We start from the raw sequence: 22,444 nt of genomic DNA, 5'->3' as shown, positions 1-22,444 counted from the left end.
TCTTCCGTGTTTCCGGCGCCGTTGAATTTGTTGTCGCTTTGCTTTTTTAAGCGGATTTCTTGTATACACGTTCTTACAAAACAAATACATTGTCAAGCATCAAAGATGATTTAGAATGGTTTCATTGCATACTTGATATCAATCCATGGATACCCCTAAGAAACGTTCTGAGACCTTGCGCGAATCGATCGAAGAATTGATCGCCGTCGGCAAGCTCGCACCCGGCCAGCATCTGGACGAGACGGTTCTGGCCGAGCAGTTCGGCGTCTCGCGTACGCCGATCCGCGAAGCGTTGATCCAGTTGGCGTCGATGGGCATCATCGTGATGCGGCCGCGGCGCGGCGCCATCGTGGCCGAGATCGGACCGCAGCAGTTGATCGAGATGTTTGAAGTAATGGCCGAGCTGGAAGCCATGTGCGGACGTCTGGCGGCACGCCGCATGTCGGCCGCCGAGCATACTTCACTGATGGCGGCGCACCAGGCCTGCAAGGACGCGCGCGACGCGGTCGATCCGGATACCTATTTCTACAAGAACGAAGACTTCCACGGCCAGATCTACGCCGGCAGTCATAACGCCTTCCTGGAAGAACAGGCGCGCGTGCTGCAACGCCGCCTGCGCCCTTACCGCCGTCTGCAGCTGCGCGTGCGCGACCGCCTGAAACGGTCTTACGACGAGCATGAAGGCGTGGTCAACGCCATCATCGCCGGCGACAGCGAACGCACCGTGGAGCTGCTGCGCCAGCATGTGATGATCCAGGGCCAGCGTTTTGCCGACCTGGTGGCATCGCTGCATCAGCTCAAGATTGCACCCAACGGCGAGAAGCAGTCGCTCAGCGACGCCCTGGCCTGATCAGCATTAATCAAGACTGAAACGCCACAGCACGTCCAGTACGTGCTGGGTCGGGCGTTCGATATTCTCCGCGCGATGCGCAATCCCCAATTGTCTCCACAAGGCCGGTCGCAGCGGCAGCATCTGCACGCGCGGATCGGGTAGCGGCGCGCCCTGCTCGTGCGGCAACAGCGTCGCGCCGTAACCTGCCGCCACCAGGCTCTTGATGGCATCGTTGTAATTGAGCTGGATGCGCGGCGCCGGCCGTTGCCCGCCGCCCGCAAACCATTCCTGCGTCAGGTGCGACAGCCGCGTGCCGGCGTCGTTGAGGATCAGCGGCTGCGCCGCCAGCCATTCTGGGGTGACCTGGGCCGGGCTGCGCCAGCCGGACGGCAGGAAGGCCATCACCGGATCGCGCCGCCATGGCTGCACCACCAGCCGCGCCACCGGCGTTTGCGGCAAAGCCACCAGGCCGACGTCGAGCGTGCCTTCGCTGAGCCGGCTCAGCGTGTCCTGCGAGGTCAGCACCTCCACCTGCACATCAATGCCGGGGTGATCCTGCCCCAGCACCTCCAGCGCCTGCGGCAGAAGATGCGCAATCGCGCCGGTGGAGGCGCCCAGCCGCACGCGTCCGGCCAGTCCCTGCACCTGCCGCTGCACGTCTTCCAACGCTTGCTCGGCATCGGCCAGCAGGCGGCGCGCCCGTTCGATCAGGGTTTCGCCGATGGTGGTCGGCCGGATCTGGCCGCGCTTGCGCGACAGCAAGGCGGCGCCGATGCGCTCTTCCAGGTCGGCGATGTGCAGGCTGATGGTCGGCGGCGCCAGATGCAGCACGCGCGCGGCCTCGGCGAAAGAGCCATGGTCGGCGATGGCCACCAGCGTGCGCAGGCGATCCAGGTTGATTTCTCTCATGGCGAACCTCGGGTTAAAGGTCTAAATCAGTAAAACTGAATGTTGTCGTTATTAAATTCAACTTTTCTTATTTTAACAAGACGCCGAAGATGAGTGCCTCATCCATCCCAATTGTTCATTTAAGGAACGCGATCATGGCCAAACCTCTTGTTTTCATCGACGGCGACCAGGGCACCACCGGTCTGCTGATCCACGATCGCCTGCGTCATCGCAGCGACCTGCAACTGGCGACGCTGCCGGCAGCCGAGCGCAAAGACGCAGCCCGTCGCGCCGAAGCCATCAACGCCTGCGACATCGCCATCCTGTGCCTGCCGGATGCCGCCGCGCGCGAGGCGGTTGCGGCCATCGAGAATCCGGCCGTACGCGTGATCGACGCCAGTTCCGCGCATCGCACCACGGCGGGCTGGGTCTACGGCTTTCCGGAAATGGACGCCGGCCAGGCGCAGCGCATCGCAACGGCCTCGCGCGTGACCAATCCGGGCTGCTATCCGACCGGCGCGATCAGCCTCTTGCGCCCGCTGATTGAAGCCGGCCTGGTGCCGCGCGACTATCCGGTCAGCGTGCATGCCGTGTCGGGTTATTCGGGCGGCGGCCGTCCCTCGGTGGAGCAATACGAAGGTCCGCAAGGCGCACAGGCGCCCGCCTTCCAGCTGTACGGCACGGCGCTGGCGCACAAGCATCCGCCTGAAATGCAGCGCTACACCGGCCTCGATCATCGTCCGCTCTTCGTACCGGCCTATGGTGCGTTCCGCCAGGGCATCGTGCTGACCATCCCGCTTGAGTTGCGCCTGCTGGCGTCCGGCGTCGAGGGCAAGCAATTGCATGCCGCGCTCGAGCGCCACTATGCCGGCGCCGCACACGTCCGCGTGATCCCATTGGAAGAAACCAAAACGCTGACGCACCTGAACCCGCAAGCGCTCAACGGCACCAACAACATGGATCTGGGTGTGTTCATCAATGAGGAGCACGGACACGTGCTGTTGTCGGCCGTGTTCGACAATCTTGGCAAGGGCGCCTCGGGTGCGGCGGTGCAGAATCTCGATCTGATGCTCGGGCACGCCTGAACTACAGCGTTCTGAGGCTTTCGAAGTAACGCACGTCGCCGCTGAGCGGATCTGTGAAGGCGATCGAGCGCGCCAGCAGTTTCAGCGGCGCGTCATAGTCGTCGGCCATGCCGGCCGGCACGACGTGCGGATAGAAGTTGTCGTTGACAATGGGGACACCGAGCGCCGCCATGTGCACGCGCAGTTGATGCTTGCGCCCGGTGACCGGATTGAGGCGGTACAAACCCAGCACGCCGCGCCGCTCGATGAGATCGACGTGCGTCTCCGAGTTGGGCTCGCCCTCTTCTTCGCGCATCAGGAAGAATTTGTCGGCGTCGACCATCCGGCTGCGATGCACGAAGGGAAAGCTGCGCCCTTCCAGCATCCCGGCCAGCGCTTCGTAGGTCTTGTCCATCGTGCGTTGCTGGAACATCGCCTGGTACGCGCCGCGGCTGGCGGGATTGTGCGAAAAGATGATCACGCCGGCGGTCTCGCGATCGAGCCGGTGGATCGGCGTCAGGTCGGCCAGGCCGGTTTTCTTCTTCAAGCGCACCAGCAGGCTTTCATGCAGGAAGCGGCCGGTCGGAATCACCGGCACGAAATGCGGTTTGTCGACTACCAGCAGATGCGCGTCCTGATGCAGGATCTGTTCGGTGAAGGGAATCGGCGCTTCGCTGCCTTCCAGGTCGCGGTAGTAAAAGATGCAGTCGCCGCGCCGGTAAGGCGAGTCCGGCGCCAGCGCGACGCCATCCTGATTGACCACTTCGCCGCGCGCCATCCGTAGCCGCCACGCCTCTTCCGTCACGCCGGGAAAGCGCGCCACCAGAAAATCCAGCATGTTGCTCCACGAGCCGGCCGCATCCTGCAGCCACAGATAGCTGGGGGCGACGCCGTCCTTGAGCGGCAAAGGCGCGGTCGGTTTCATCGGAGGTCCTTCATGCTTTACCGCTGATCTTGCGCGCGGCGCGGCGCTGCCAGGCGATCACGCTTGGGTTGTTGTCCAGATGCGCCTTGATGCGGCTGCGCTGGGTATCATTGAGCGGCAAGCTTTGCAACAACGCCGGCCAACTTTGCATCGCACGCTCGACGGTGTCGACCAGCACCATTTGCAGCTTGGGTTCGGGAATGTGCCAGATATTGGCCAGCTCGCGCAGCACTGCGGGCGTCAGCAACTGGCGCGCCTTCTCGCCCGGTGCAAACGCCAATGCATGACCTTGACCGGCGAGGTAAGCCGAATACGCCACGATGTCATAGGCCGGCGACAGCTCAGCCGCCTGCGGCATGCGATACAACAAGCTGAAGTTCTTGAGATGGGCGTCGAAGTTGCCGAGCAGTTCATTCACCTTGATCCGGCGCAGCAATTCGAACAAATCTTCCTCGCCCTTGATGCTGCGCTCTTGCAACACCACGCCGAGCGCCGCATAAGTGCCGGCATATTTGGCCGCCGCCGGGGTACCGGTGATCTGAGCGAAGTCTTCCATATGCAGCCGCCCGGTGGCAGTGCCGGCGTCGCGGTCGAAACGATGGATCAGCAGGAAATTTTCGGCATCGCTGCGCAAGCCAAACGGCAGCCGATCGGCAATCGCCGTCAGCGGCACCAGTTCATGCTCGCACACCTGGACACCGGCAGCGCGCGCCAGCGCCAGCGAGGAGAACTCCACTTCCGGCATCTGCGGATAATCCGAGGCCGGCAGCTTGCCGATGAAATGCGCCCCGCGCGCGTCCTTGGAACGCATCACATAACGCCCGCCCGCTGCGCGCACCAGACCGATCTTGGGCTGCACGCCGGAGATCGATTCGCCGTCGGGCGTGGGCAACTGGCCGGCACTCATTTCGTAGCTGTCGCGCCCCTGGCCGATCAGGCGGCCGAGATGGCGATCATCGAGCGTTTCCGACAGCGCTGAGACGTCGCCGGGCAAATCCTTGCCGCAATATGCCAGCAGGCCGAATTCGTCGTCCGGCGCCAGGCCGGCGCGCTCGATCAGGTGCTTGCGCAACTGGCCTTCCGGCAGCAGGTTTTGGAAAAATGCCGGCAAGCCGCCCTTGCCGTCGCCGCGATTGGCTTCCAGCGCAGGATTGAGCAATTGGGCGACGGTGCGCTCTTCAGTCGAGCCGCGATACAGCTGCGACAGTACCGGTCGGTTCGGGTCGATGGCGTAGGCATCGTCGAAGCGGAAATACACGCGCCCGTCGTCGAGCGCAAACAGCGAACCGACCTCGGTGACGCCGAGCCGGATGCGCAGGGACCGCAACATACTCATGATCCGTTCCTCATCAAGGCGTGCAGGCGCTCGGACAACTCCGTGCGCTCGCCCTCACCGTCCTGTTCAGCGGCGCGCTGTGCCGAGACTTCCCGCGGCACCAGCAACAACTCCAGCCCGAGTTCGGTGCAGATCGACAGCAGTTTGCTGAGTTCGATATTGCCCTTGCCGGTTTCCAGCGCCTGCAAGGTGTTGCGGTGGATGCCGCTGCGCTCGGCCAGACTGGTCGAACTGAGTTGCCGGGCCTTGCGAGCGCTGCGGATCTGACTACCGAGGGCGAGAAGTGATTGCATAATAAATTGTGCTGATTGGCTTGATGTCCATTTTATTATGCATTTTTGAAAAAGCAAGGATTTGCATATTAAATTAGTCATATATATAAAATGACTAATTAATTATGCAATTTATTGATCAATTACAAAAAACTGCTCCGGCAATAAAAAATCGCCCCGGAGGGCGATTTCAAAGCACAAGACCGACAATCGAAAATCAGGCAACAGTGTTAACGTTGCGACCGATATTTGGATTGGCAGGCAGAGGCAAGGCATTCAAGAGGCCCACGGCAGTAGTAGCCTGGACATCGAGCGCCTTTTTCAGCATCGCAATATTGACGGAATCACTTGTCTCTTTCGCGGCAAGTGCCGAAGCGACGGCGGGAATGTTACCAACGTCCATGATTCACTCCTTTGATGATGTCACCCTATAACGTCATCTTTTCGTATTTCTTTACGACAATCAAGACGTTTTACAAAAATAAACGAAGTTTTTTACCCCATTTATTGCCAATAAAACAAAGACTTAGCAATTCACCATGACGTCCGCAGTAGCTTGCGGCCAAAAAAAATCGCACCCGTGACGGATGCGATTGAATGGAAACCCGCATAATCCGGTTTCCTCCCCCTCAGGCCTTGGTATTGATGAGACGGCCGATATTCGGGTTGGCTGGCAGGGCCGGACTGACCAGGCCGATCACATCGTCGACGACGTGATTGGCGACCTTGGTCAGGTCCAAACCTATCCCTTCCACAGCTTTTTTCGCCAGCCAGGCGGTTGCGACACCAGTTGCCAGAGATGCGATCTCCATGATGACTCCTTTTACTAACCAGGCTTATGCAACTCCCCGTTAGCGACACAATCTGACATCTCTTTACGAAAATCACATGTCCTTATCTTTGTTTTACACAGGTTAAGATTGCGCCCCTGAACCGCTTACACTGGCCTCCGCCCCCTTCTTCATTGCACCCATGCTCCACCTATTAGAAAAAATCAGCGCCGCTCTTGCCACCACCCCCGCCGGCAGCGAACTCGACCATGCCATCGCACTGGTCAAGGCCTTGCGCCCGCAAAAGCGCGAAGCCCCGGAACTCGCCATCACCAACGTGCGCACCCTGACGCACTTGCTGCAGCAGCATCCGCACCACGCCGCGGCGCTGCGCCATCACCTGCTGCATCTGCTGTCGGTGCGTCGCCAGACCAGCCTGTATACCGATATCGGCATCCTGTCGAACGACGGCTTCTTCTCCGAACTGCACCGCCGCCTCGCCTACCGCGTGCTGCCGCCGGCGCTGGATGAGCGCTACCTGTCCGACTGCCTGGAACAGCTGTTTCCCTTCAACACCGACTATCTGTGGATGCGCGCAGTGCCGGTCGACGATTGGGCTGCGCTGTTCGAGGTATTGCAGAACGCCGATGATGAACTGCCGCCCAAAATCGACAATCTCGACAATCTTGACAAGTTCGACGAGCAAAAGACCCTGACCGAGATCCTGCTGGCCATCCAGGTGCTGTCCTACCGCATCAGCGCGATCGGCATCGAGCCGGAGCTGATCCGCATCTACAGCGACGTCAAGGCCTTCGAATCACCGTTCCTGATGCAGAACGTCGAACTACACCGCTATCTCGATGGCTACATGCATCACCTCAATGGCGACCCGACGCCGCTGGAAGACGCCAGCCACGTGCTGGTGATGCTGGATCAATGCCAGGAAGTCGTCAGCCGCATCCGCAAGAGCACGCTGCGCCTGGGCACCAGCATCGCCGTCACTTACCGGCTGGTGCGTCTGGACCAGCATCTGGACCGCCTGCGCAAGCTGCTGTCGCTGGTCGACGTCGGCAAGCCTGAAAATGCCGCGGCGCTGGCAACGCAAAAGCGCGCCATCGGCCTCGAACTGGGACTGGAACTGATCGAGGCGCACAACCGCAAGTACACCGTGCGCGACCTGTTCGCCGCGAACATCAACCTGCTGGCGCGCAACATCACCGAAAACGCCAGCCGCACCGGCGAGCACTACATCGCCGAAGACCGGCGCGAATATGCCTCCATGTACAAATCGGCGGCGGGCGCGGGCTTCATCATCGGCTTCATGTCGATGATCAAGATCCTGTTCTCCTATCTGCGGGCGGCGCCGCTGGTGGAAGCCTTCCTGTTCAGCATGAATTATTCGCTCGGCTTCATGCTGATCCACGTGCTGCATTTCACCGTGGCGACCAAGCAGCCGGCCATGACCGCCTCGCGCATCGCCGCCGGACTGCACAGCAGCGACGGCCGCAACCTCGATCTCGACAGCCTGACCGACCTGATCGTCAAGGTGATCCGCACGCAGTTCGTCGCGGTGCTGGGCAACCTGACGATCGCCTTCCCGGTGGCGTACCTGCTGGCGAGCGGCTACTTCATGCTGGCAGGCCATCACTTCGTCTCGCCGGACAAGGCGCAGCACCTGCTGCACGACATCGATCCGTTCTCCAGCCTGGCGCTGTTCCATGCTGCGATTGCGGGCGTGTGCCTGTTCCTGGCGGGCTTGATCTCCGGCTATTACGACAACAAGGCGCTCTATACGCGCATGTCGCAGCGCGTGGCCCGCGCACGCTGGCTCAGCCGCATGCTGGGCAAGGCGCGCACGGCGCGATTGGGGGATTATCTGGAAACCAGCCTGGGCGGCCTGATGGGGAATTTTTACTTCGGCATCCTGCTGGGCACCATCGGCACCGTCGGTTTCCTGCTCGGGCTACCGATCGACATCCGCCACATCACATTTGCGGCGGCCAATTTCGCCATTGCGCTGGTCGGGCTCGACCATACCGTCGGCTGGAGCGTGATCGCGGTCTCGACGTTCGGCGTACTGGCGATCGGTACGATCAACCTGTGGGTGAGCTTTTCACTGGCGCTGTTCGTGGCGCTGCGTTCACGCCAGGTGAAATTCCGCCACGGCTGGCCGCTGCTGAAGTCGCTGTGCGCGCGCTTCCTGAGGAAGCCTGTGGATTTCTTCATTCCGCCCCGTGCTGCGCCGGTAGCGCAGGATGGACCTGAATCAGCCTAGGTTCAGCTTAGGACCAGCCCAAGTTCTATCGGGCCGGCTTGTCCAGCTGTTCGTACACGCTGTTGGCGATGCGCGCCAGCTCCGTCCGGTCGATGCTGCCCGATAAGGCGTAGCCGAATTTGCCGTCGATCCAGTAGAACACGTTGACCGTACCTTCCTGTGCAAAGCGGAAGCCGGTGTCCTTGTTCTGCACCTGGTCGGTCGAAACGTACAAAGTCAGTCGCCGCCCCGCCCCGTCGTGGTACATGAACTGCGCCACCGGTGCGCTCTGACCCGGCAGCAAACGTCCGCCGATCAGTTCGTAACCCAGGGGAGCAAGTTTGGGCGCGCGGACATCGGCGCCGATACGTTTGGACAGCCAGCGCACCAGCGCTTCTTCCTGGTCGGCGCCCACTTCCACCGGACGACGTGGATCGGGCGTGTAGACGGCGTGCGCCACGGCGGCGCGACGCGCCATCATCAGCGGCGCATCCACACGCGTCGCGTTACCCGCGACTGCGGCAATCCAGCCCACCGGCGACGACTGCGCCGCACCGTGCAGGTACCAGCCGCCAGCGCCGGCAAAGATCGCGACGATGAACACTGCGGCGTAACGCCGCAGCAATTCCCAATTGCTGCTGGGACGCGCCGACAAGCGCACCGGCAGCGGCTCGTCCAGCACCGGATCGAACAGCAGATGCAAGGCCTGGTTCTGGTGGCGGTAAGTGCGCAGGCGCTCCGCTTCTTCCGGATGGTGTTCAAGCCAGGCGGCAACGTCGGCCAGCCGCTCCTGCGGCAGCAAGCCGTCGACATAGCCCTGCAAATCGGCTTCAGTAACCGGCAACGGGTTCGGATTCATTTGACCACCTTCAACGTCGAATGCTGGGGCCGTCCCTCGACCAGCATGCGCAAGCGTTCGCGCGCCCGCGACAAGCGCGACATGACGGTGCCGAGCGGGATGCCCAGCGTCGCGGCCACTTCTTCATAGGTCATCTCTTCGAGCACGACCAGCAATAAAATCTCGCGTTGCTCGGCCGCCAGCTGGCGCAGGGCCGATTCGAGGTCGTAGCCGACCAGGCGGTCCGGCGCATACGCCGGCGTTGCCAGCGCATCTTCGTCATCCAGCGTGACCGTGGGAATCACGGGCTTGCGGCGCTGGTCGACGTGCAGGTTGTGCATGATGCTGAACAGCCAGGGTCGCATGTCGCCGCTGCGGCGCCAGCTCGCCAGCTTTTGCCAGGCGCGCTCCATGGTGTCCTGCACCAGGTCGTCGGCGCCGGCGCGATCACCTACCAGCGCCCGCGCATAACGGCGCAGGCGCGGCAGGCAAGCCAGCAGGTGACTTTCGTCGGACATGGACTCAGGCTGGGAGTTGAAGATGGAGATGGATCAGTTCTTGACGACGTGCCAGATGTTCTTGAAGTTGTCGCCGGTACGATCGCCCGGATTCTTGTCGGAGGCGAACAGGTACAGCGGCTTGCCGTTGAGGGCCAGTTGCGCGCTGCCGTCGTCGCGCTTGATCACCGAGAACGGTGCGCTTGGCGTGCCGACCGGCGCCACAGGCGGCCAGGCGGTAGCGCAAGGACCGTTGCAGACGCTCTTGCCGACCGGATCGTTGTCAAACGTGTAGACGGTCATGCCCTTGGTGGTGACGAGGACGTCGTCGGCTTTCTTGACGGCCATCTCTTCAGCAAAGGCGGCAGGTGCGGCGGAGGACAGCAAGGTCAATGTCAGCAGGGACAGTGGGAGCAGTTTCATGGCGGTATTCCTTTCATTGCAGGGTTGCGCGGTTTTGCCTTACCCATGACAAGGTAGACGTGTGCAGCGCGGTTTTATTCCGCTACAACGAAAATATATTCTGTCCGCCTCAATACTTTACTTTGTAACAACAGTCCTCTGCATCGGCGCCAGCAAGGCCAGCAGCTTGTTCTGCGTGCGCGACGGGATGTTCGACTTGTCCATCGCCGCCTGCAGATCCTCCACCAGCGCGTTGAACTGCATGTTGTTGAGCGCCAAGCCCTGGTGCACTTCCTTCATCGGGTCGCCGCTGTACTTGCACGGACCGCCGCTCAGTTCGCAGAACTGTTCGGTGATCAGCTTGGCCAGCCGCTTCATGTCGGTTTCCTTGAAGGTGTCCTTGATGCGGACGTCAGCCAGCGCCAGCGCCAGCGTGTCGTCAACCACTTTGGTCAGCACTTCCAGCCCGCCCAAGTCGCGGTACAGGCTGTCATCGGTTTTTTGGGCATGGACCGGCAAGGCGGTCGCCAGCGCAATCAGCACAAGCGAGATCGCGGCCAGCCGGCCCGATGTTGTCGTCGGATATTTCATCAGAAGCCCGCCTGCACGGAAAGATAGACGCCATCCTGGCGCTTGAGGTTATAGATGGTGATGTCGCCGAGCGAAACATAGGCCAGCGTCAGCGACAGGTTTTTGCTCGGGAACCAGGCGACGAAGGCGTCGTAATAATCCTTCTCGTTGTCGGCGCCGAGGTTGCGCGGCTTCATGCGATATTCCGCACCGACCACCCATTGGCGATTGAGCAGATAGGCCACCGAGCTTTCCAGCATGGCCTGGTAGCGGTCGCCCTTGTCGCCGCCGAAACCGAGGATGCCCATCTGGTTGGCCTTGGTGGCGCGCACCGTAGCGTTGAGCAGCAGGCTCTGGTCGAGGAACAGTTTCGTCGCGGCGAGGTAGTAATCGATGCCAGAATCACTCTTGGCTCCCAGGTCCTTGACGTTGGTGACCGCGCCCAGGCCGCCGATGCCGTTGTTGCGCTTGACCATCACGCCGGCGGCGATCTGCGGCATCCAGGTATCCTGGTCATAGACGATGTCGCCGGCCAGCTTGACTTTCACGCCGTAGATGTCCTGATCGATGCGCAAATTGTTGAGCGGCGCCAGGCTGCCGGTGAAGCGCTGCTTGGCCACCGACAGCTCGACCCGGTCGGCGATGCCGACGGCCACGCCGTACGAGGCCAGCTTGTAATCCTGGGTGCCGACATAGGTGTAATGCACATTGGCGCCGTAGCTGTCGCGACTGCCGTAGCCGGTGATGGTGGCCCACGGCACCAGGCCGCCGCCGCCCGCGCCTTCGACCTGGACCACGCCGGCCGTAGCCATCAGCTTGCCCATGTCGGGCGTCATTGCGCTTTGCGCCGATGCTGCGGCCGACATCAATGCCATGCATGCGCCTGATGCGATCAGGGATGCCCGTCGCAGCGCCCTTCCTGTTTTATTGGTCATGTATTTCCCCCTTCCCCAACTCTGCTGCTCCGAATCTGTATCGACTCCAGGTGCAGCAATTCAAATTGCCATGTTCTCCGACTGGCTCGGCACTTCCGGCGGCGTCCATTGCTCCAGCCACTCGATGAAGCGGTCGCCGGGCATCGGCTTGCTCATGAAATAACCTTGCGCCTGGTCGCAACCCATTTGCCGCAACAGGTTCCAGACCGCCAGCGTCTCCAGCCCTTCCGCCACCACGCGCAGGCCCATGTTGTGGCCCAGGTCGATGGTCGACTTGACGATCTTGGCGTCGTCGGCGTCGTGCTCCATGTTCATCACGAAGGATTTGTCGATCTTCAGTTCGTCCACCGGCAGCCGCTTGAGGTAAGCCAGCGAAGAATAGCCGGTGCCGAAATCGTCAATCGCCAGTTCCACGCCCATGGCGTGCAGCCGCTCCAGCGTCAGCTGCGCGCGCACCGGATCGTCCATGATGGCGCTCTCGGTGATCTCCAGGCACATCGACGACGGCGCCAGGTTATTGCGTTCCAGGATATCGGCAAAGTGCTCCGGCAAATCCTGATCCAACAGATCACGTGTCGACAGATTGACCGAAAACTTGAGCGAAATCCCGCGACTTTGCAGTTCGCTGCAGAGGATTGCCGTTTTGCCAAGCATCCACGACGTCAGCATGCGGATGAAGCCGGTGGTCTCGGCAAACGGGATGAAATTGTCCGGACCGATGAAACCCTTTTCCGGATGCATCCAGCGCACCAGCGCCTCGGCGCCGACCACGCGCCCCGAAGCCAGATCGACCTTGGGCTGGGCGTACAGCAGGAATTCGTCGCGGTCGAGCGCGCGGCGCAGTTCGCTCAAGAGGCTCAGGCTTTCCTGGCTGCTCTTGTCGATGGATGGTTCGTAGACGGTGAAACCGCTGCCGCGCCGCTTGGCGACATACATCGCCACTTCGGCGTTGCTCAGCAGGGTGTCGCTGTTTTCACCGTTTTCCGGATAGCCGGCGATGCCGATGCCGGCGCCCAGGTCCACGGTCTGCTCGTCAATCGACAGCGGCACTTCCAGCGAACTCAGGATGCGCTTGGCCTGGCGCACCGCTTCAACCTGATCGGTGGCCGGCAGCAGGATCGCGTACTCGTCGCCGCCGAGACGGGCAACCTTGTCGTTTTCACGTTCCAGCTGCTGTTCCAGACGGCGTCCCACCTGGCGCAGCAGGCTGTCGCCGAAGCTGTGGCCGAGCACGTCGTTGACGTGCTGGAAGCGGTCCAGATCCATCATCAGGATGTGGCATTGGCCGCCGGTGGTTTTGGCGCGCTCGATGGCGGTGTTGAGCAGCGTGGCGAACTGCACGCGATTGGGCAGATCGGTCAGCGGATCCCAATACGCCAGCCGGCGAATTTCCAGTTCGCGGTTGGCGATGCCGGAACGCATGCTTTCAAATGCGTCGGCCAGCTTGCCGATTTCGTCGCCGCCCTTGATGTCGATGCGGGCTCGGTAGTCGCCGGTGCCGAGCCGTTTGGCGACGTCGGCCAATGCGCGCAACGGACTGGTGATGCGGCGCGCCACAAAGGCGCTGGCAAAGATCGCCATGATCACGCCGATGATGCTGATGGACAGCAGGATCAGTTGCAGGCGGCGATACGGCGCCACCGCTTCGCTGATCGAACGCTGCAGCACCGCCACCGCGCTCTGGCTGCCCTGGCCTTTGGCCAGCACCAGCATGCGCGCGCTGTAGTCGTTGTCTGCGATGCTCAGTTGGGGAATGAAACTGTTGCTGGCCGGCGACTGCGGCAATTGCGACATCAGCATCGCCGATTCCGGCTTGGCCAGCGTCGACACATCCTGCTGCCATTGGCCTGCGCGCGTGCTGACCAGCACGCTGACTTGCAGCGACGACAAGGCGCGCATGTCGGAAATCAGTTTTTTATCGACCGGGAAGCCCATCACGACCCAGCCGATGATGACCGGGGCCCGTACCGGCACCGCGACGATCTGGAACAGGTTGTCGTCGACGATCACAGTGTCGGAGGCGCCGTTGGTGGCGGCGGCTTTGCTGACCAGCTCCAGCGCGCTGCGCTGCAGGTCGGTGCTGGGATAAGCTTGGGTGGAAGCTTTGACACGCTGGTCGGTGCCGATCAGCATCGATAGTGTCGAGCCGATGCGCGCGCCGTGGTTTTCGAGTACGGAGGTGATGGTTTCGCGATCGTCGGTGCCGATCGCCTGGCGGAACCCGAAGTCGGACGCCAGCAGCCGTGCGCCCTGGGTCAGCTTGTCGGCGTTCTGTTCCAGCAGGCGCAGGAACACACGCTCGCCGATGATCAGCTCGTCGCGGATCGAGGCGCGCGCGTTTTCATCAATCGCCTTGCGAATGGCAATGAAACCCGCCAGCTGGACCAGCAGGATCAGGATGATGAACAGTGCAACGATGCGGTTTTCCAGCCGATGCCAACGCACTTGTGAGCTCCCCGTTTCTCTTAGCTTGCGGTTACGCTTATTCCACCGGAACGGCCTTGACGTTCAGCTTGACCGAGGCCTGCAAGTCAGCGCCCTGGTAAGTGATCGGCTGTTCCATGGCTGCCTCATTGGGCGCCATTTTGAAATACCAGGCCTTCAGCGCGTACTTGCCGTTGACCAGACCGTCCAGCTTCACGCGGCCGGCCATGTCGGTCTTGCCGAAGAACGGCGTATTGACCACTTGCACGTACGCGACCATCTGGTCATGGATATTACAGCCCAGCACCACGGTGCCGACCTTGTCGAACAGGATCGGGCTGGTCGGGACGCCGGAATACAGCTTCAACTCGAAGGTCTTGGCCGGCGAAAACGAATACACGTGATGCCGCACCTTGTCGTGATTGGGGAAGAGGATGGGCGTACCGACTTGCACCACGCTTACCAGAGGAAAGAATTTGACGTCTTTTTGCTCGACTTCGGCCGGCTTGAGCGATTTCGGCACCGCCTGGCCGCTGGTCGGCTCTGCATAGACCACGGCATTGGGCACGGGTGCGCCGTTGACATCGAGAACCTGTACCGTGACGCTCGCGGCTGCAGCGCTCAAGGCCGCACCGGCCGCCAGCAACGCAAGACTCCCTTCCAGCATGCGACGGGCATGCCGGTGAACAAACGATAGACGCATGATCGTTACGAATTTGAAAAACGGATCGAAAAATCGGCAGCACAACCTGCCAGCCTGCTCACCTCGGAATTATTATTAGCGACGTTTTTGGCGAGCGAGACCCATTATGCAATTAATTCGACCTTTGCGCTGTTAAATAACCGACAACTGCCGGAACAATTTCGGAGCGCACACTGGCGGCATTCAGTCCCGGCGGCGCGATCAGCACCACGGCATTGACCAGCGCCTTGAGCATGCGCTGGACCACAAACGCCGCCACATCCACGTCCGGCGCGCTGATGCTCTTGCGATGCTTGGTCAGGACGCCGCGGATGGCTTCAAAGAAGCGCTGGCGGACATGGTTCGACACCGGCAGGTGAAACGAAGGAAATTCTTCTTCCAGAATGCGATTGAGTTCCGGCTCAACCAGGTGGGCCGCCACCAGCGCTTCGATCAGCGCTTCAAAATCGCGTTCGAGGCTGCCCGACGCATCCATCTTTGCCACCACTTCCTCGAACAGATGCAGCATGCGCGCGACATGGCGCTCGCGCAGCGCAAAAATCAGCGCATCCTTGTTGGGAAAATACTGATACAGCGAACCGACGCTGATGCCTGCGGCTTCCGCCACGAGATTGGTGTTGGTCTTGGCGTAACCGCGTTCCACCAGCACCCTTGCCATGGCGTCGAGGATGGTGTCGACCATGGCTTTCGAGCGTGCTTGGCGAGGTTCTTTGCGAGGTTGCAGTTTCATTTTTCAATCCAGTTTTCTAACATGAGCTAATGTTCGTATATACGAGTATAATACAAAAAGATGAGTTTTTACTCGCTAGCGTGCAAACGGCCTCAGCAAGTCGCCACCGGCCAGGAAATTCAAACGGTGGCAGCAACCTCGTCGAAAAATTCAGTTTCAAATTTCAAATAGCAGTTTCAGATCGTCTTTTCGATTCACATCCAGATACAGCAATAAGAATCCACTTTGGAGAATGTCATGAAATCCGCCTCATCGCCCGCACTGCGTTTGCGGGTGATCGCCCTTTGCGCGCTCACCATCGGCATGTTCGGCCTGTCCGGCTGTGCCAGCTTCAGCGGCATCGACAGCGATAAACACATGGCGCAACCCGGCGATTACGCCGCCGAGCGCAGCCTGGCCGGCCAGGGCCAATGGCCTGCGGCCAACTGGGTCGGCCAGTTCGGGGATGCGCAACTGAGCGCGCTGATCGCCGAAGCCATGGAAAACAGCCCCAACCTGCAACAGGCGCAGGCGCGCATTGCCTCGGCCAGCGCACTGGCTGAGAGCAAAGGCGCGCCACTGCTGCCGACCGTCACCGCTGACGCTTCGTTCACGCGCAACCTGTTCCCGGAAACCACCATTTACCCGCCACCTTACGGCGGCAGCTGGTACAACGAGAAAAAAGCCTTCCTGAACCTGGGCTACGAGCTGGACGTCTGGGGCAAGAATCACGCCGCGCTGGCGCAAGCCGTATCGCAACAGAAGGCCGCAGAAGCTGCTGCCCAGGAAACCCGCCTGGTGTTGGCCAGCTCGATCGCCTCGACCTACAACCAGCTGGCGACTGAATATGCACTGCACGATATTGCGCAGCGCACGGTCAACCAGCGCGAGTCGCTGCAAAGGATTACCGTCGACCGCGTCAAGACCGGTCTGGATACACAAATCGAACGCAGCCAGTCGCAAGGCAGCAGCGCGGAAGCACGCGCCCAGCTGGCGCAAAGCGAAGGCCAGATCACGCTGACGCGCCAGCAGCTCGGCGTGCTGATCGGCAAAGGCCCGGACCGCGGGCTGCAAATCGCCGCGCCACGCATGGCCACGCTGACCACGCCGGAACTGCCGGCGCAATTGCCGCTGAATCTGCTGGGCCGCCGTCCCGACATCGTCGCGGCGCGCTGGCAGGTGGAAGCCGCCACCAAGGACATCGACGTCGCCAAGGCGCGCTTCTATCCCGACATCAACCTGTCGGCCATGATCGGCTTCGACTCCCTGCTCAATACGAATCCGTTCACGGCCTCCAGCAAGAGCATTGCGTTCGGTCCGGCGATCAGCCTGCCGATCTTCGAAGGCGGCGCCCTGCGCGCCAATCTGAAGGGATCGTATGCGTCGTATGACATGGCGGTGGCGTCCTATAACCAGACGCTCAACGAAGCCTACGGCGACGTCGCCAAGCAGATCACCGGCATCCGTTCGATCGATCGCCAGTTGCCGATCCGCCGCGAAGCGCTGGCGTCAACCCAGCGCGCCTACGATCTGGCGCGCGAACGCTATCGCATCGGCCTGACTTCGCAACTGGTGGTGCTCAACGCCGAGACCGCTCTGCTCGCCCAGCAACAGGCGCTGATCAACCTGGAAGCCAGCAAGCGCAACCAGCAGATCGGTCTGTTCAAGGCGCTCGGCGGCGGCTTCGATGCGCAGCAGGCGGGACTGGCTATTGCCACAACTGCAGCCCCCGCAAGCCCGGCGGCGACCAAAGCCCAATAATTTTTATCAGATAGATACAAGCGTGACGCGACCGCCCATGAGCGGCTGCGCCTCCCAGAAAAAACAAAGAAATGCACGGAGTAATTCATGAGTGAAGCCCTTCCACAAAACGGCAACGCCGCCAACGGTAACGGTAACGGTAACGGCAATGGCAAACGCAAGCGCCAATTGCTGGTGTTGACGTTCGTCCTGATCATCGTCGCCATCGGCCTGTTCCTGTACTGGTTCTTGCACGCCCGCTTCTTCGAAGAAACCGACGACGCTTACGTCGGCGGCAACGTCGTGCAGATTTCGGCCCAGGTCGGCGGCACCGTCACGGCGATCAAGGCCGACGACACGCAAGTCGTCAAGGCAGGCCAGCAACTGGTCTCGCTGGACGCCGCCGACACCAAGCTGGCGCTGGCGCAAGCCGAAGCCGCATTGGCCCAGGCCGTGCGCCAGACGCGTCAGACTTTCCTGAACAACGACACGCTGGCGGCCAACGTCACTGCCGCTGAAACAAATCTCGCCCGCACCCGCGACGACCTGCAGCGCCGTCAGGCCGGCATCGCTTCGGGCGCCGTCTCGCAAGAAGATCTGGCCCATGCGCAGGACGCCGTCAAGAACGCCGCCGCCTCGCTGGAACAAGCCCGTGCCGGTCTGGCCGCCAATCGCGCCCTGACCGACCACACCAGCGTCACCGAACATCCGAACGTGCTGCAGGCGGCCACACAAGTGCGCAATGCCTACCTAAACTACGCCCGCGTGAACATCGTGGCGCCAGTCTCCGGCTTCGTGTCCAAGCGTTCGGTGCAACTGGGCCAGCGCATTGCTCCAGGCAACCCGCTGATGGCCATCGTGCCGCTGGAACAGATCTGGATCGACGCCAACTTCAAGGAAGGCCAGTTGAAGCACATCCGTATCGGCCAACCGGTTGAAGTGATTGCCGACGTCTACGGCTCCAGCGTCAAGTACAAGGGCACCGTGGTCGGCTTCTCGGCCGGCACCGGCGGCGCCTTCTCGCTGCTGCCTGCGCAAAATGCCACCGGCAACTGGATCAAGGTAGTCCAGCGCGTGCCGGTGCGCATCGCGCTTGACCCGCAGGAAGTCCAGGCACATCCGCTGCGCGTCGGCCTGTCCACCACCGCCACCGTGGACATCCACGGCGACGGCAAGACGCTGGAGGCCGTCCCCACCAACTTCCAGACCAACGTCTACAGCGACCTCGGCAAGCAAGCCGATGAGATCGTCGACCGCATCATCAGCGACAACGCCAGTGGCTTGCCCACCCAGGCGGCGTCGAAGAAGAAGGCCGCCATCGTCATTCCTCACACCTGATCGGACGCATCCTCCATGGCGAGCAGTCCTCAAACCTATACACCTCCGCCGCCGCTGACCGGCGGCAAGCTGGTGCTGGGCACCTTGTGCGTGTCGCTGGCGGTGTTCATGAACGTGCTCGATTCGTCGATTGCGAACGTGGCAATCCCGACCATCTCGGGCAACCTCGGCGTCTCCATCGATGAAGGCACCTGGGTCATTACCTCCTTTGCGGCGGCCAATGCGATCTCGATCCCGCTGACCGGCTGGCTGACGCAGCGCATCGGCGCGGTGCGTCTGTTCGTGTCGTCGGTGCTGCTGTTCGTACTGGCGTCGTGGCTGTGCGGCCTGGCGCCGACGCTGCCGATCCTGCTGGGCGCGCGCGTCCTGCAAGGCCTGGTAGCGGGCCCGATGGTGCCTTTGTCGCAGTCGTTGCTGCTGGGGGCCTACCCCAAATCCAAAGCATCATTCGCGCTGGCGCTATGGGGCATGACCGCCGTGGTCGCGCCGGTGGCGGGACCGGCGCTGGGCGGCTGGATTACCGATGCTTATAAATGGCCGTGGATCTTCTACATCAACATCCCGGTCGGCTTGCTGGCCGCCGGCATGACAATGGCGATCTACAAGGATCGTGAAAGTCCCACGCACAAACTGCCGATCGACACCATCGGCCTGCTGTTGCTGATTACCTGGGTAGCGGCGTTCCAGATCATGCTCGACAAGGGCAAGGACCTGGACTGGTTTGCCTCGCCGACCATCGTCACGCTGGGCATCATTGCAGCGGTGGCTTTCGCCTACTTCGTGATCTGGGAGTTGAACAACGACCATCCGGTGGTGGACTTGCGCCTGTTCGGCAGGCGCAACTTCTTCGGCGGCACGGTGGCGATCTCGATCGGTTACGGCGTGTTCTTCGGCAACCTGGTGCTGCTGCCGCAATGGCTGCAGCAATATCTCGGCTATCGCTCCATCGACTCCGGCCTGTCGACCGCGCCGATCGGGATTTTCGCGGTGATCCTGATGCCGCTGATCGGCAAGTTCCTGCCGCGCATGGATGCGCGCAAGGTGGCCACGGCATCCTTCGTCGGCTTTGCCTGCGTGTTCTTCATGCGCTCGCGCTACAACCTCGAAGTCGACCAGTGGACGGTCATCTTGCCGACGCTGTTGCAAGGCATCCCGACCGCGATGTTCTTCGTGCCGCTGACGGTGCTGCTGCTGTCCGGCCTGCCGCCGGAACGCATCCCCGCCGCCGCCGGCCTGTCGAGCTTCGTACGCGTGTTCTGCGGCGCGATCGGCACTTCCGTGGCAACCACGGCATGGAACAATCGCACCATCGTCCATCATGCACAATTGACGGAACATGCAACGCCCTACAGCACGGCCTTGCAACAAATGTTCAGCAATCTGACCGGCAGTTTCGGCATGAGCACCGAGCAGGCCACCGGCCTGATCGAGCGCAACCTGAACGCGCAGGCGGCGATGATCGGCATCAACGACATCTTCTGGCTGTCGGGCGTGATTTTCCTCGTGATCATTCCGGTGATCTGGATCATCAAGCCGGCCAAGGGCAACGCAGGAGCAGAAGCGGCGGCTGCGGCGCACTGATACGCGATTATCTTTTCGTGCAAAGAAAAAGCGCTCGCTCCCTCTCGGGACGAGCGCTTTTTTCATGATCGCTGAAAGCGTTCAGGCCGACAAGATCCGATGGTGGAATCGCAAGTGATCTTCCATGAAGGTCGAGATGAAGTAATAGCCGTGGTCGTAGCCGGCATGCCGGCGCAATTCCAGTGGCTGCTTCGCCTGGTCGCAGGCGGCTTCGAATTCCTGCGGCAACAATTGCTCCGCCAGGAATTTGTCGGCCAGTCCCTGGTCGACCAGGATGCCTTGCGGGAACGGCGTCGCGGCCTTGCGCATCAACGCGCTGGCGTCATGTTCCAGCCAGGTCGCGCGGTCGCCACCGAGATAATTGCCGAACGCCTTCTCACCCCAAGGACATTGGGACGGCGCCGCGATCGGTGCGAACGCCGACACTGAGCGATAGACCTCGGGATGGCGCAGCGCCAGCGTCAGCGCGCCATGACCACCCATTGAGTGGCCGAAGACGCCAAGGCGGGCAGCGTCTGCGGCAAACTCTTTCACGATCAGTGCGCGCAGCTCCTGCACCACGTACGACTCCATGCGATAGTGCGTGCTCCACGGCGCCTGCGTGGCGTCAAGATAAAAGCCGGCGCCGACGCCGAAGTCCCAGGAGTCGCTTTCACCCCGGACATTCGCCCCGCGCGGACTGGTGTCCGGCGCCACCAGCATGATGCCAAGTTCGGCGGCGATGCGCTGGGCGCCGCCCTTGATCATGAAAGTCTCTTCGGTACAAGTCAGGCCGGCCAGGTAAAACAGCACCGGCACCGGTCCCTGCTTCGCCTGCGGCGGCGTGAACACCGAGAAACGCATCGGCAGGCCGATCTTTTGCGAGTCGTGTTTGTAGAAGCCCTGCACGCCGCCGAAGCAGGCGTGCTCGCTCAACAGTTCCGGCGTCACGTCAGAACTCGACAACGGAGCGGATCGATTCACCGCTCTTCATCAGGTCGAAGCCTTCGTTGATGCGTTCCAGTGGCAGCTTGTGCGTGATCAGGTCGTCGATGTTGAGCTTGCCTTCCATATACCAGTCGACGATCTTCGGCACGTCGGTGCGGCCGCGTGCGCCGCCGAAGGCAGATCCCTTCCAGACCCGGCCGGTGACCAGCTGGAACGGACGAGTGCTGATTTCCTGGCCGGCTGCAGCCACGCCGATGATGATCGACTGACCCCAGCCCTTGTGACAGCATTCCAGTGACTGGCGCATGGTGGTGGTGTTGCCGATGCACTCGAAACTGTAATCGGCGCCGCCGTCAGTCAGGCCGATGATGGCGTCGACCACGTTGGAGACATCCTTGGGATTGATGAAATCGGTCATGCCGAATTTGCGCGCCATGGCTTCACGGCCAGGGTTCAGGTCGACGCCGATGATCTTGTTGGCGCCCACCATCTTGGCTGCCTGGATCACGTTCAGGCCGATGCCGCCGAGACCGAATACGACCACGTTGGCGCCTGCCTCCACCTTGGCCGTGAACAGCACGGCGCCGACCCCGGTGGTGACGCCACAGCCGATGTAGCAAACCTTGTCGAACGGCGCATCTTCACGAATCTTGGCCAGGGCGATTTCCGGCACCACGATGTAGTTGGAAAACGTCGACGTGCCCATATAGTGGAACAGCGGCTTGCCGTCCAGCGAGAAGCGGCTGGTCGCATCCGGCATCAGGCCGCGGCCCTGGGTCGAGCGGATCGCCTGGCACAGATTGGTTTTTTGCGAGAGGCAGAATTTGCACTCGCGGCATTCCGGCGTGTACAGCGGAATGACGTGGTCATCCTTTTTCAGACTCTTGACGCCGGGACCGACGTCGACCACCACGCCCGCGCCTTCGTGGCCGAGGATGGCCGGAAAAATGCCTTCCGGGTCGGCGCCCGAGAGCGTGTAGTAATCAGTATGGCAAATGCCGGTGGCCTTGATCTCGACCAGTACTTCACCGGCCTTGGGACCGCCCAGTTCGACTTCCTCAATGGTCAATGGCTTGCCTGCCTGCCAGGCGACTGCTGCTTTGGTCTTCATGAATATGTCCCTTTGATCTGTTGATGGAAAATGTCGGCGCACTTGTAGAATTCATCGGCAGCTTGTGAACGATCATCAATCATGGCGTTCATCACGCTCGTTGCGATCATTGCGACCATTGCGAACGGGTCGCATTCCGGCTCAAAAAAATGCGCAAAAAACAGGCAACCGCGATGCGTTCCGCCGAAGGGCCGTATTATCGCATTGCCTGAAGGAATTGGTTTGCAAGGAAATAATTGTCCTTCGCTCAAGGAAGCAGAACTTTGACCGTAAACGATCTGTCTGCATCTGTCGACGGATGACAAAGCATTGCGCTTGCGGTATGGTT

At 61.3% G+C, this 22,444-nt stretch carries 23 protein-coding genes; 6 read left to right on the top strand and 17 right to left on the bottom strand.

The window, feature by feature from the left end; all coding sequences use genetic code 11:
* Positions 1 to 145 precede the first annotated feature (145 nt).
* On the top strand, positions 146 to 850 hold the full coding sequence (locus ACIROW_RS00775; protein ID WP_402270850.1) for a GntR family transcriptional regulator: 705 nt from the start codon (positions 146 to 148) through the stop codon (positions 848 to 850).
* 6 nt (positions 851 to 856) lie between these two features.
* Here ACIROW_RS00775 and ACIROW_RS00770 read toward each other — a convergent pair whose 3' ends face one another.
* Positions 857 to 1,741, bottom strand: a complete 885-nt coding sequence (locus ACIROW_RS00770) for a LysR family transcriptional regulator (protein WP_116433001.1) — start codon at positions 1,739 to 1,741, stop codon at positions 857 to 859.
* A gap of 134 nt (positions 1,742 to 1,875) precedes the next feature.
* Here ACIROW_RS00770 and argC point away from each other — a divergent pair, with 134 nt between their 5' ends.
* Positions 1,876 to 2,805: an N-acetyl-gamma-glutamyl-phosphate reductase gene (gene argC / locus ACIROW_RS00765; protein ID WP_402270848.1), complete on the top strand. Its 930-nt coding sequence runs from the start codon at positions 1,876 to 1,878 to the stop codon at positions 2,803 to 2,805.
* Position 2,806: 1 nt separating this feature from the next.
* Here argC and ACIROW_RS00760 read toward each other — a convergent pair whose 3' ends face one another.
* From ACIROW_RS00760 to ACIROW_RS00740, 5 genes are all read right to left on the bottom strand, one after another.
* Positions 2,807 to 3,709, bottom strand: coding sequence for an RluA family pseudouridine synthase (locus ACIROW_RS00760; RefSeq protein WP_402270846.1), 903 nt, complete (start codon positions 3,707 to 3,709; stop codon positions 2,807 to 2,809).
* Between the two features lie 10 nt (positions 3,710 to 3,719).
* A complete protein-coding gene (locus ACIROW_RS00755) occupies positions 3,720 to 5,045 on the bottom strand; it encodes a type II toxin-antitoxin system HipA family toxin (RefSeq protein ID WP_402270844.1) in 1,326 nt (441 codons plus the stop codon).
* Entirely contained in the window at positions 5,042 to 5,338 is a 297-nt protein-coding gene (locus tag ACIROW_RS00750) for a helix-turn-helix domain-containing protein (protein ID WP_402270841.1), read from the bottom strand. Before ACIROW_RS00750 ends, ACIROW_RS00755 begins: the two co-directional genes overlap by 4 nt.
* Before the next feature lie 196 nt (positions 5,339 to 5,534).
* Positions 5,535 to 5,720, bottom strand: coding sequence for a YjfB family protein (locus tag ACIROW_RS00745; protein ID WP_116433006.1), 186 nt, complete (start codon positions 5,718 to 5,720; stop codon positions 5,535 to 5,537).
* 226 nt (positions 5,721 to 5,946) lie between these two features.
* Positions 5,947 to 6,129 (bottom strand): hypothetical protein, encoded by a 183-nt coding sequence (locus ACIROW_RS00740; RefSeq protein WP_116433007.1) that lies wholly within the window; start codon positions 6,127 to 6,129, stop codon positions 5,947 to 5,949.
* 160 nt (positions 6,130 to 6,289) lie between these two features.
* Between ACIROW_RS00740 and ACIROW_RS00735 the strand changes: the two genes are divergently transcribed.
* Complete coding sequence (locus ACIROW_RS00735) at positions 6,290 to 8,362, top strand: site-specific recombinase (protein ID WP_402270838.1); 2,073 nt, start codon at positions 6,290 to 6,292, stop codon at positions 8,360 to 8,362.
* A gap of 25 nt (positions 8,363 to 8,387) precedes the next feature.
* On the opposite strand, the gene ACIROW_RS00730 is transcribed toward ACIROW_RS00735, so the two are convergent.
* The 8 genes from ACIROW_RS00730 to ACIROW_RS00695 all read right to left on the bottom strand — a co-directional run bounded on the left by ACIROW_RS00730 (position 8,388) and on the right by ACIROW_RS00695 (position 15,440).
* Positions 8,388 to 9,200, bottom strand: a complete 813-nt coding sequence (locus ACIROW_RS00730; RefSeq protein ID WP_402270837.1) for an anti-sigma factor family protein — start codon at positions 9,198 to 9,200, stop codon at positions 8,388 to 8,390.
* A complete protein-coding gene (locus ACIROW_RS00725; RefSeq protein WP_402270835.1) occupies positions 9,197 to 9,697 on the bottom strand; it encodes an RNA polymerase sigma factor in 501 nt (166 codons plus the stop codon). The genes ACIROW_RS00730 and ACIROW_RS00725 overlap by 4 nt, the downstream gene beginning before the upstream one ends.
* 33 nt (positions 9,698 to 9,730) lie before the next feature.
* Positions 9,731 to 10,099, bottom strand: a complete 369-nt coding sequence (locus tag ACIROW_RS00720) for a hypothetical protein (protein WP_402270833.1) — start codon at positions 10,097 to 10,099, stop codon at positions 9,731 to 9,733.
* A gap of 117 nt (positions 10,100 to 10,216) precedes the next feature.
* Positions 10,217 to 10,669: a group 1 truncated hemoglobin gene (locus ACIROW_RS00715; protein ID WP_402270831.1), complete on the bottom strand. Its 453-nt coding sequence runs from the start codon at positions 10,667 to 10,669 to the stop codon at positions 10,217 to 10,219.
* Positions 10,669 to 11,523 (bottom strand): DUF3034 family protein, encoded by an 855-nt coding sequence (locus ACIROW_RS00710; protein ID WP_402270829.1) that lies wholly within the window; start codon positions 11,521 to 11,523, stop codon positions 10,669 to 10,671. Before ACIROW_RS00710 ends, ACIROW_RS00715 begins: the two co-directional genes overlap by 1 nt.
* Positions 11,524 to 11,643: 120 nt before the next feature.
* Positions 11,644 to 14,028, bottom strand: a complete 2,385-nt coding sequence (locus ACIROW_RS00705; RefSeq protein WP_402270827.1) for a putative bifunctional diguanylate cyclase/phosphodiesterase — start codon at positions 14,026 to 14,028, stop codon at positions 11,644 to 11,646.
* 37 nt (positions 14,029 to 14,065) lie between these two features.
* Positions 14,066 to 14,710, bottom strand: a complete 645-nt coding sequence (locus ACIROW_RS00700; protein WP_402270825.1) for a methylamine utilization protein — start codon at positions 14,708 to 14,710, stop codon at positions 14,066 to 14,068.
* A 112-nt stretch (positions 14,711 to 14,822) separates the two neighbouring features.
* Positions 14,823 to 15,440: a TetR/AcrR family transcriptional regulator gene (locus ACIROW_RS00695; protein WP_402270823.1), complete on the bottom strand. Its 618-nt coding sequence runs from the start codon at positions 15,438 to 15,440 to the stop codon at positions 14,823 to 14,825.
* Positions 15,441 to 15,677: 237 nt separating this feature from the next.
* On the opposite strand from ACIROW_RS00695, the gene ACIROW_RS00690 reads away from it, so the two are divergent.
* The 3 genes from ACIROW_RS00690 to ACIROW_RS00680 all read left to right on the top strand — a co-directional run bounded on the left by ACIROW_RS00690 (position 15,678) and on the right by ACIROW_RS00680 (position 20,078).
* Complete coding sequence (locus ACIROW_RS00690) at positions 15,678 to 17,180, top strand: efflux transporter outer membrane subunit (protein WP_402270821.1); 1,503 nt, start codon at positions 15,678 to 15,680, stop codon at positions 17,178 to 17,180.
* 87 nt (positions 17,181 to 17,267) lie between these two features.
* Positions 17,268 to 18,497: an HlyD family efflux transporter periplasmic adaptor subunit gene (locus ACIROW_RS00685; protein ID WP_402270819.1), complete on the top strand. Its 1,230-nt coding sequence runs from the start codon at positions 17,268 to 17,270 to the stop codon at positions 18,495 to 18,497.
* 15 nt (positions 18,498 to 18,512) lie between these two features.
* Entirely contained in the window at positions 18,513 to 20,078 is a 1,566-nt protein-coding gene (locus tag ACIROW_RS00680; protein WP_402270817.1) for a DHA2 family efflux MFS transporter permease subunit, read from the top strand.
* Positions 20,079 to 20,159: 81 nt separating this feature from the next.
* Here the strand turns inward: ACIROW_RS00680 and fghA are convergent, their stop codons facing one another.
* Genes fghA through ACIROW_RS00665 form a run of 3 tightly spaced genes read right to left on the bottom strand, consistent with a single transcriptional unit; the run spans position 20,160 to position 22,367 of the window.
* Positions 20,160 to 21,023 carry an S-formylglutathione hydrolase gene (gene fghA, locus ACIROW_RS00675; protein ID WP_402270815.1) on the bottom strand — a complete coding sequence of 288 codons (864 nt, stop codon included), beginning with the start codon at positions 21,021 to 21,023 and terminating at the stop codon, positions 20,160 to 20,162.
* Positions 21,010 to 22,116: an S-(hydroxymethyl)glutathione dehydrogenase/class III alcohol dehydrogenase gene (locus tag ACIROW_RS00670; protein ID WP_116433896.1), complete on the bottom strand. Its 1,107-nt coding sequence runs from the start codon at positions 22,114 to 22,116 to the stop codon at positions 21,010 to 21,012. The genes fghA and ACIROW_RS00670 overlap by 14 nt, the downstream gene beginning before the upstream one ends.
* The gene (locus ACIROW_RS00665) at positions 22,113 to 22,367 is read right to left on the bottom strand and encodes a hypothetical protein (protein ID WP_402270813.1); all 255 of its coding nucleotides are present in this window, start codon (positions 22,365 to 22,367) and stop codon (positions 22,113 to 22,115) included. The genes ACIROW_RS00670 and ACIROW_RS00665 overlap by 4 nt, the downstream gene beginning before the upstream one ends.
* Positions 22,368 to 22,444: the final 77 nt, after the last annotated feature.

Source organism: Herbaspirillum sp. NPDC101397, assembly GCF_044767325.1.
Lineage (GTDB): Bacteria > Pseudomonadota > Gammaproteobacteria > Burkholderiales > Burkholderiaceae_D > Herbaspirillum.
This window is presented reverse-complemented; position numbering and strand designations above follow the sequence as displayed.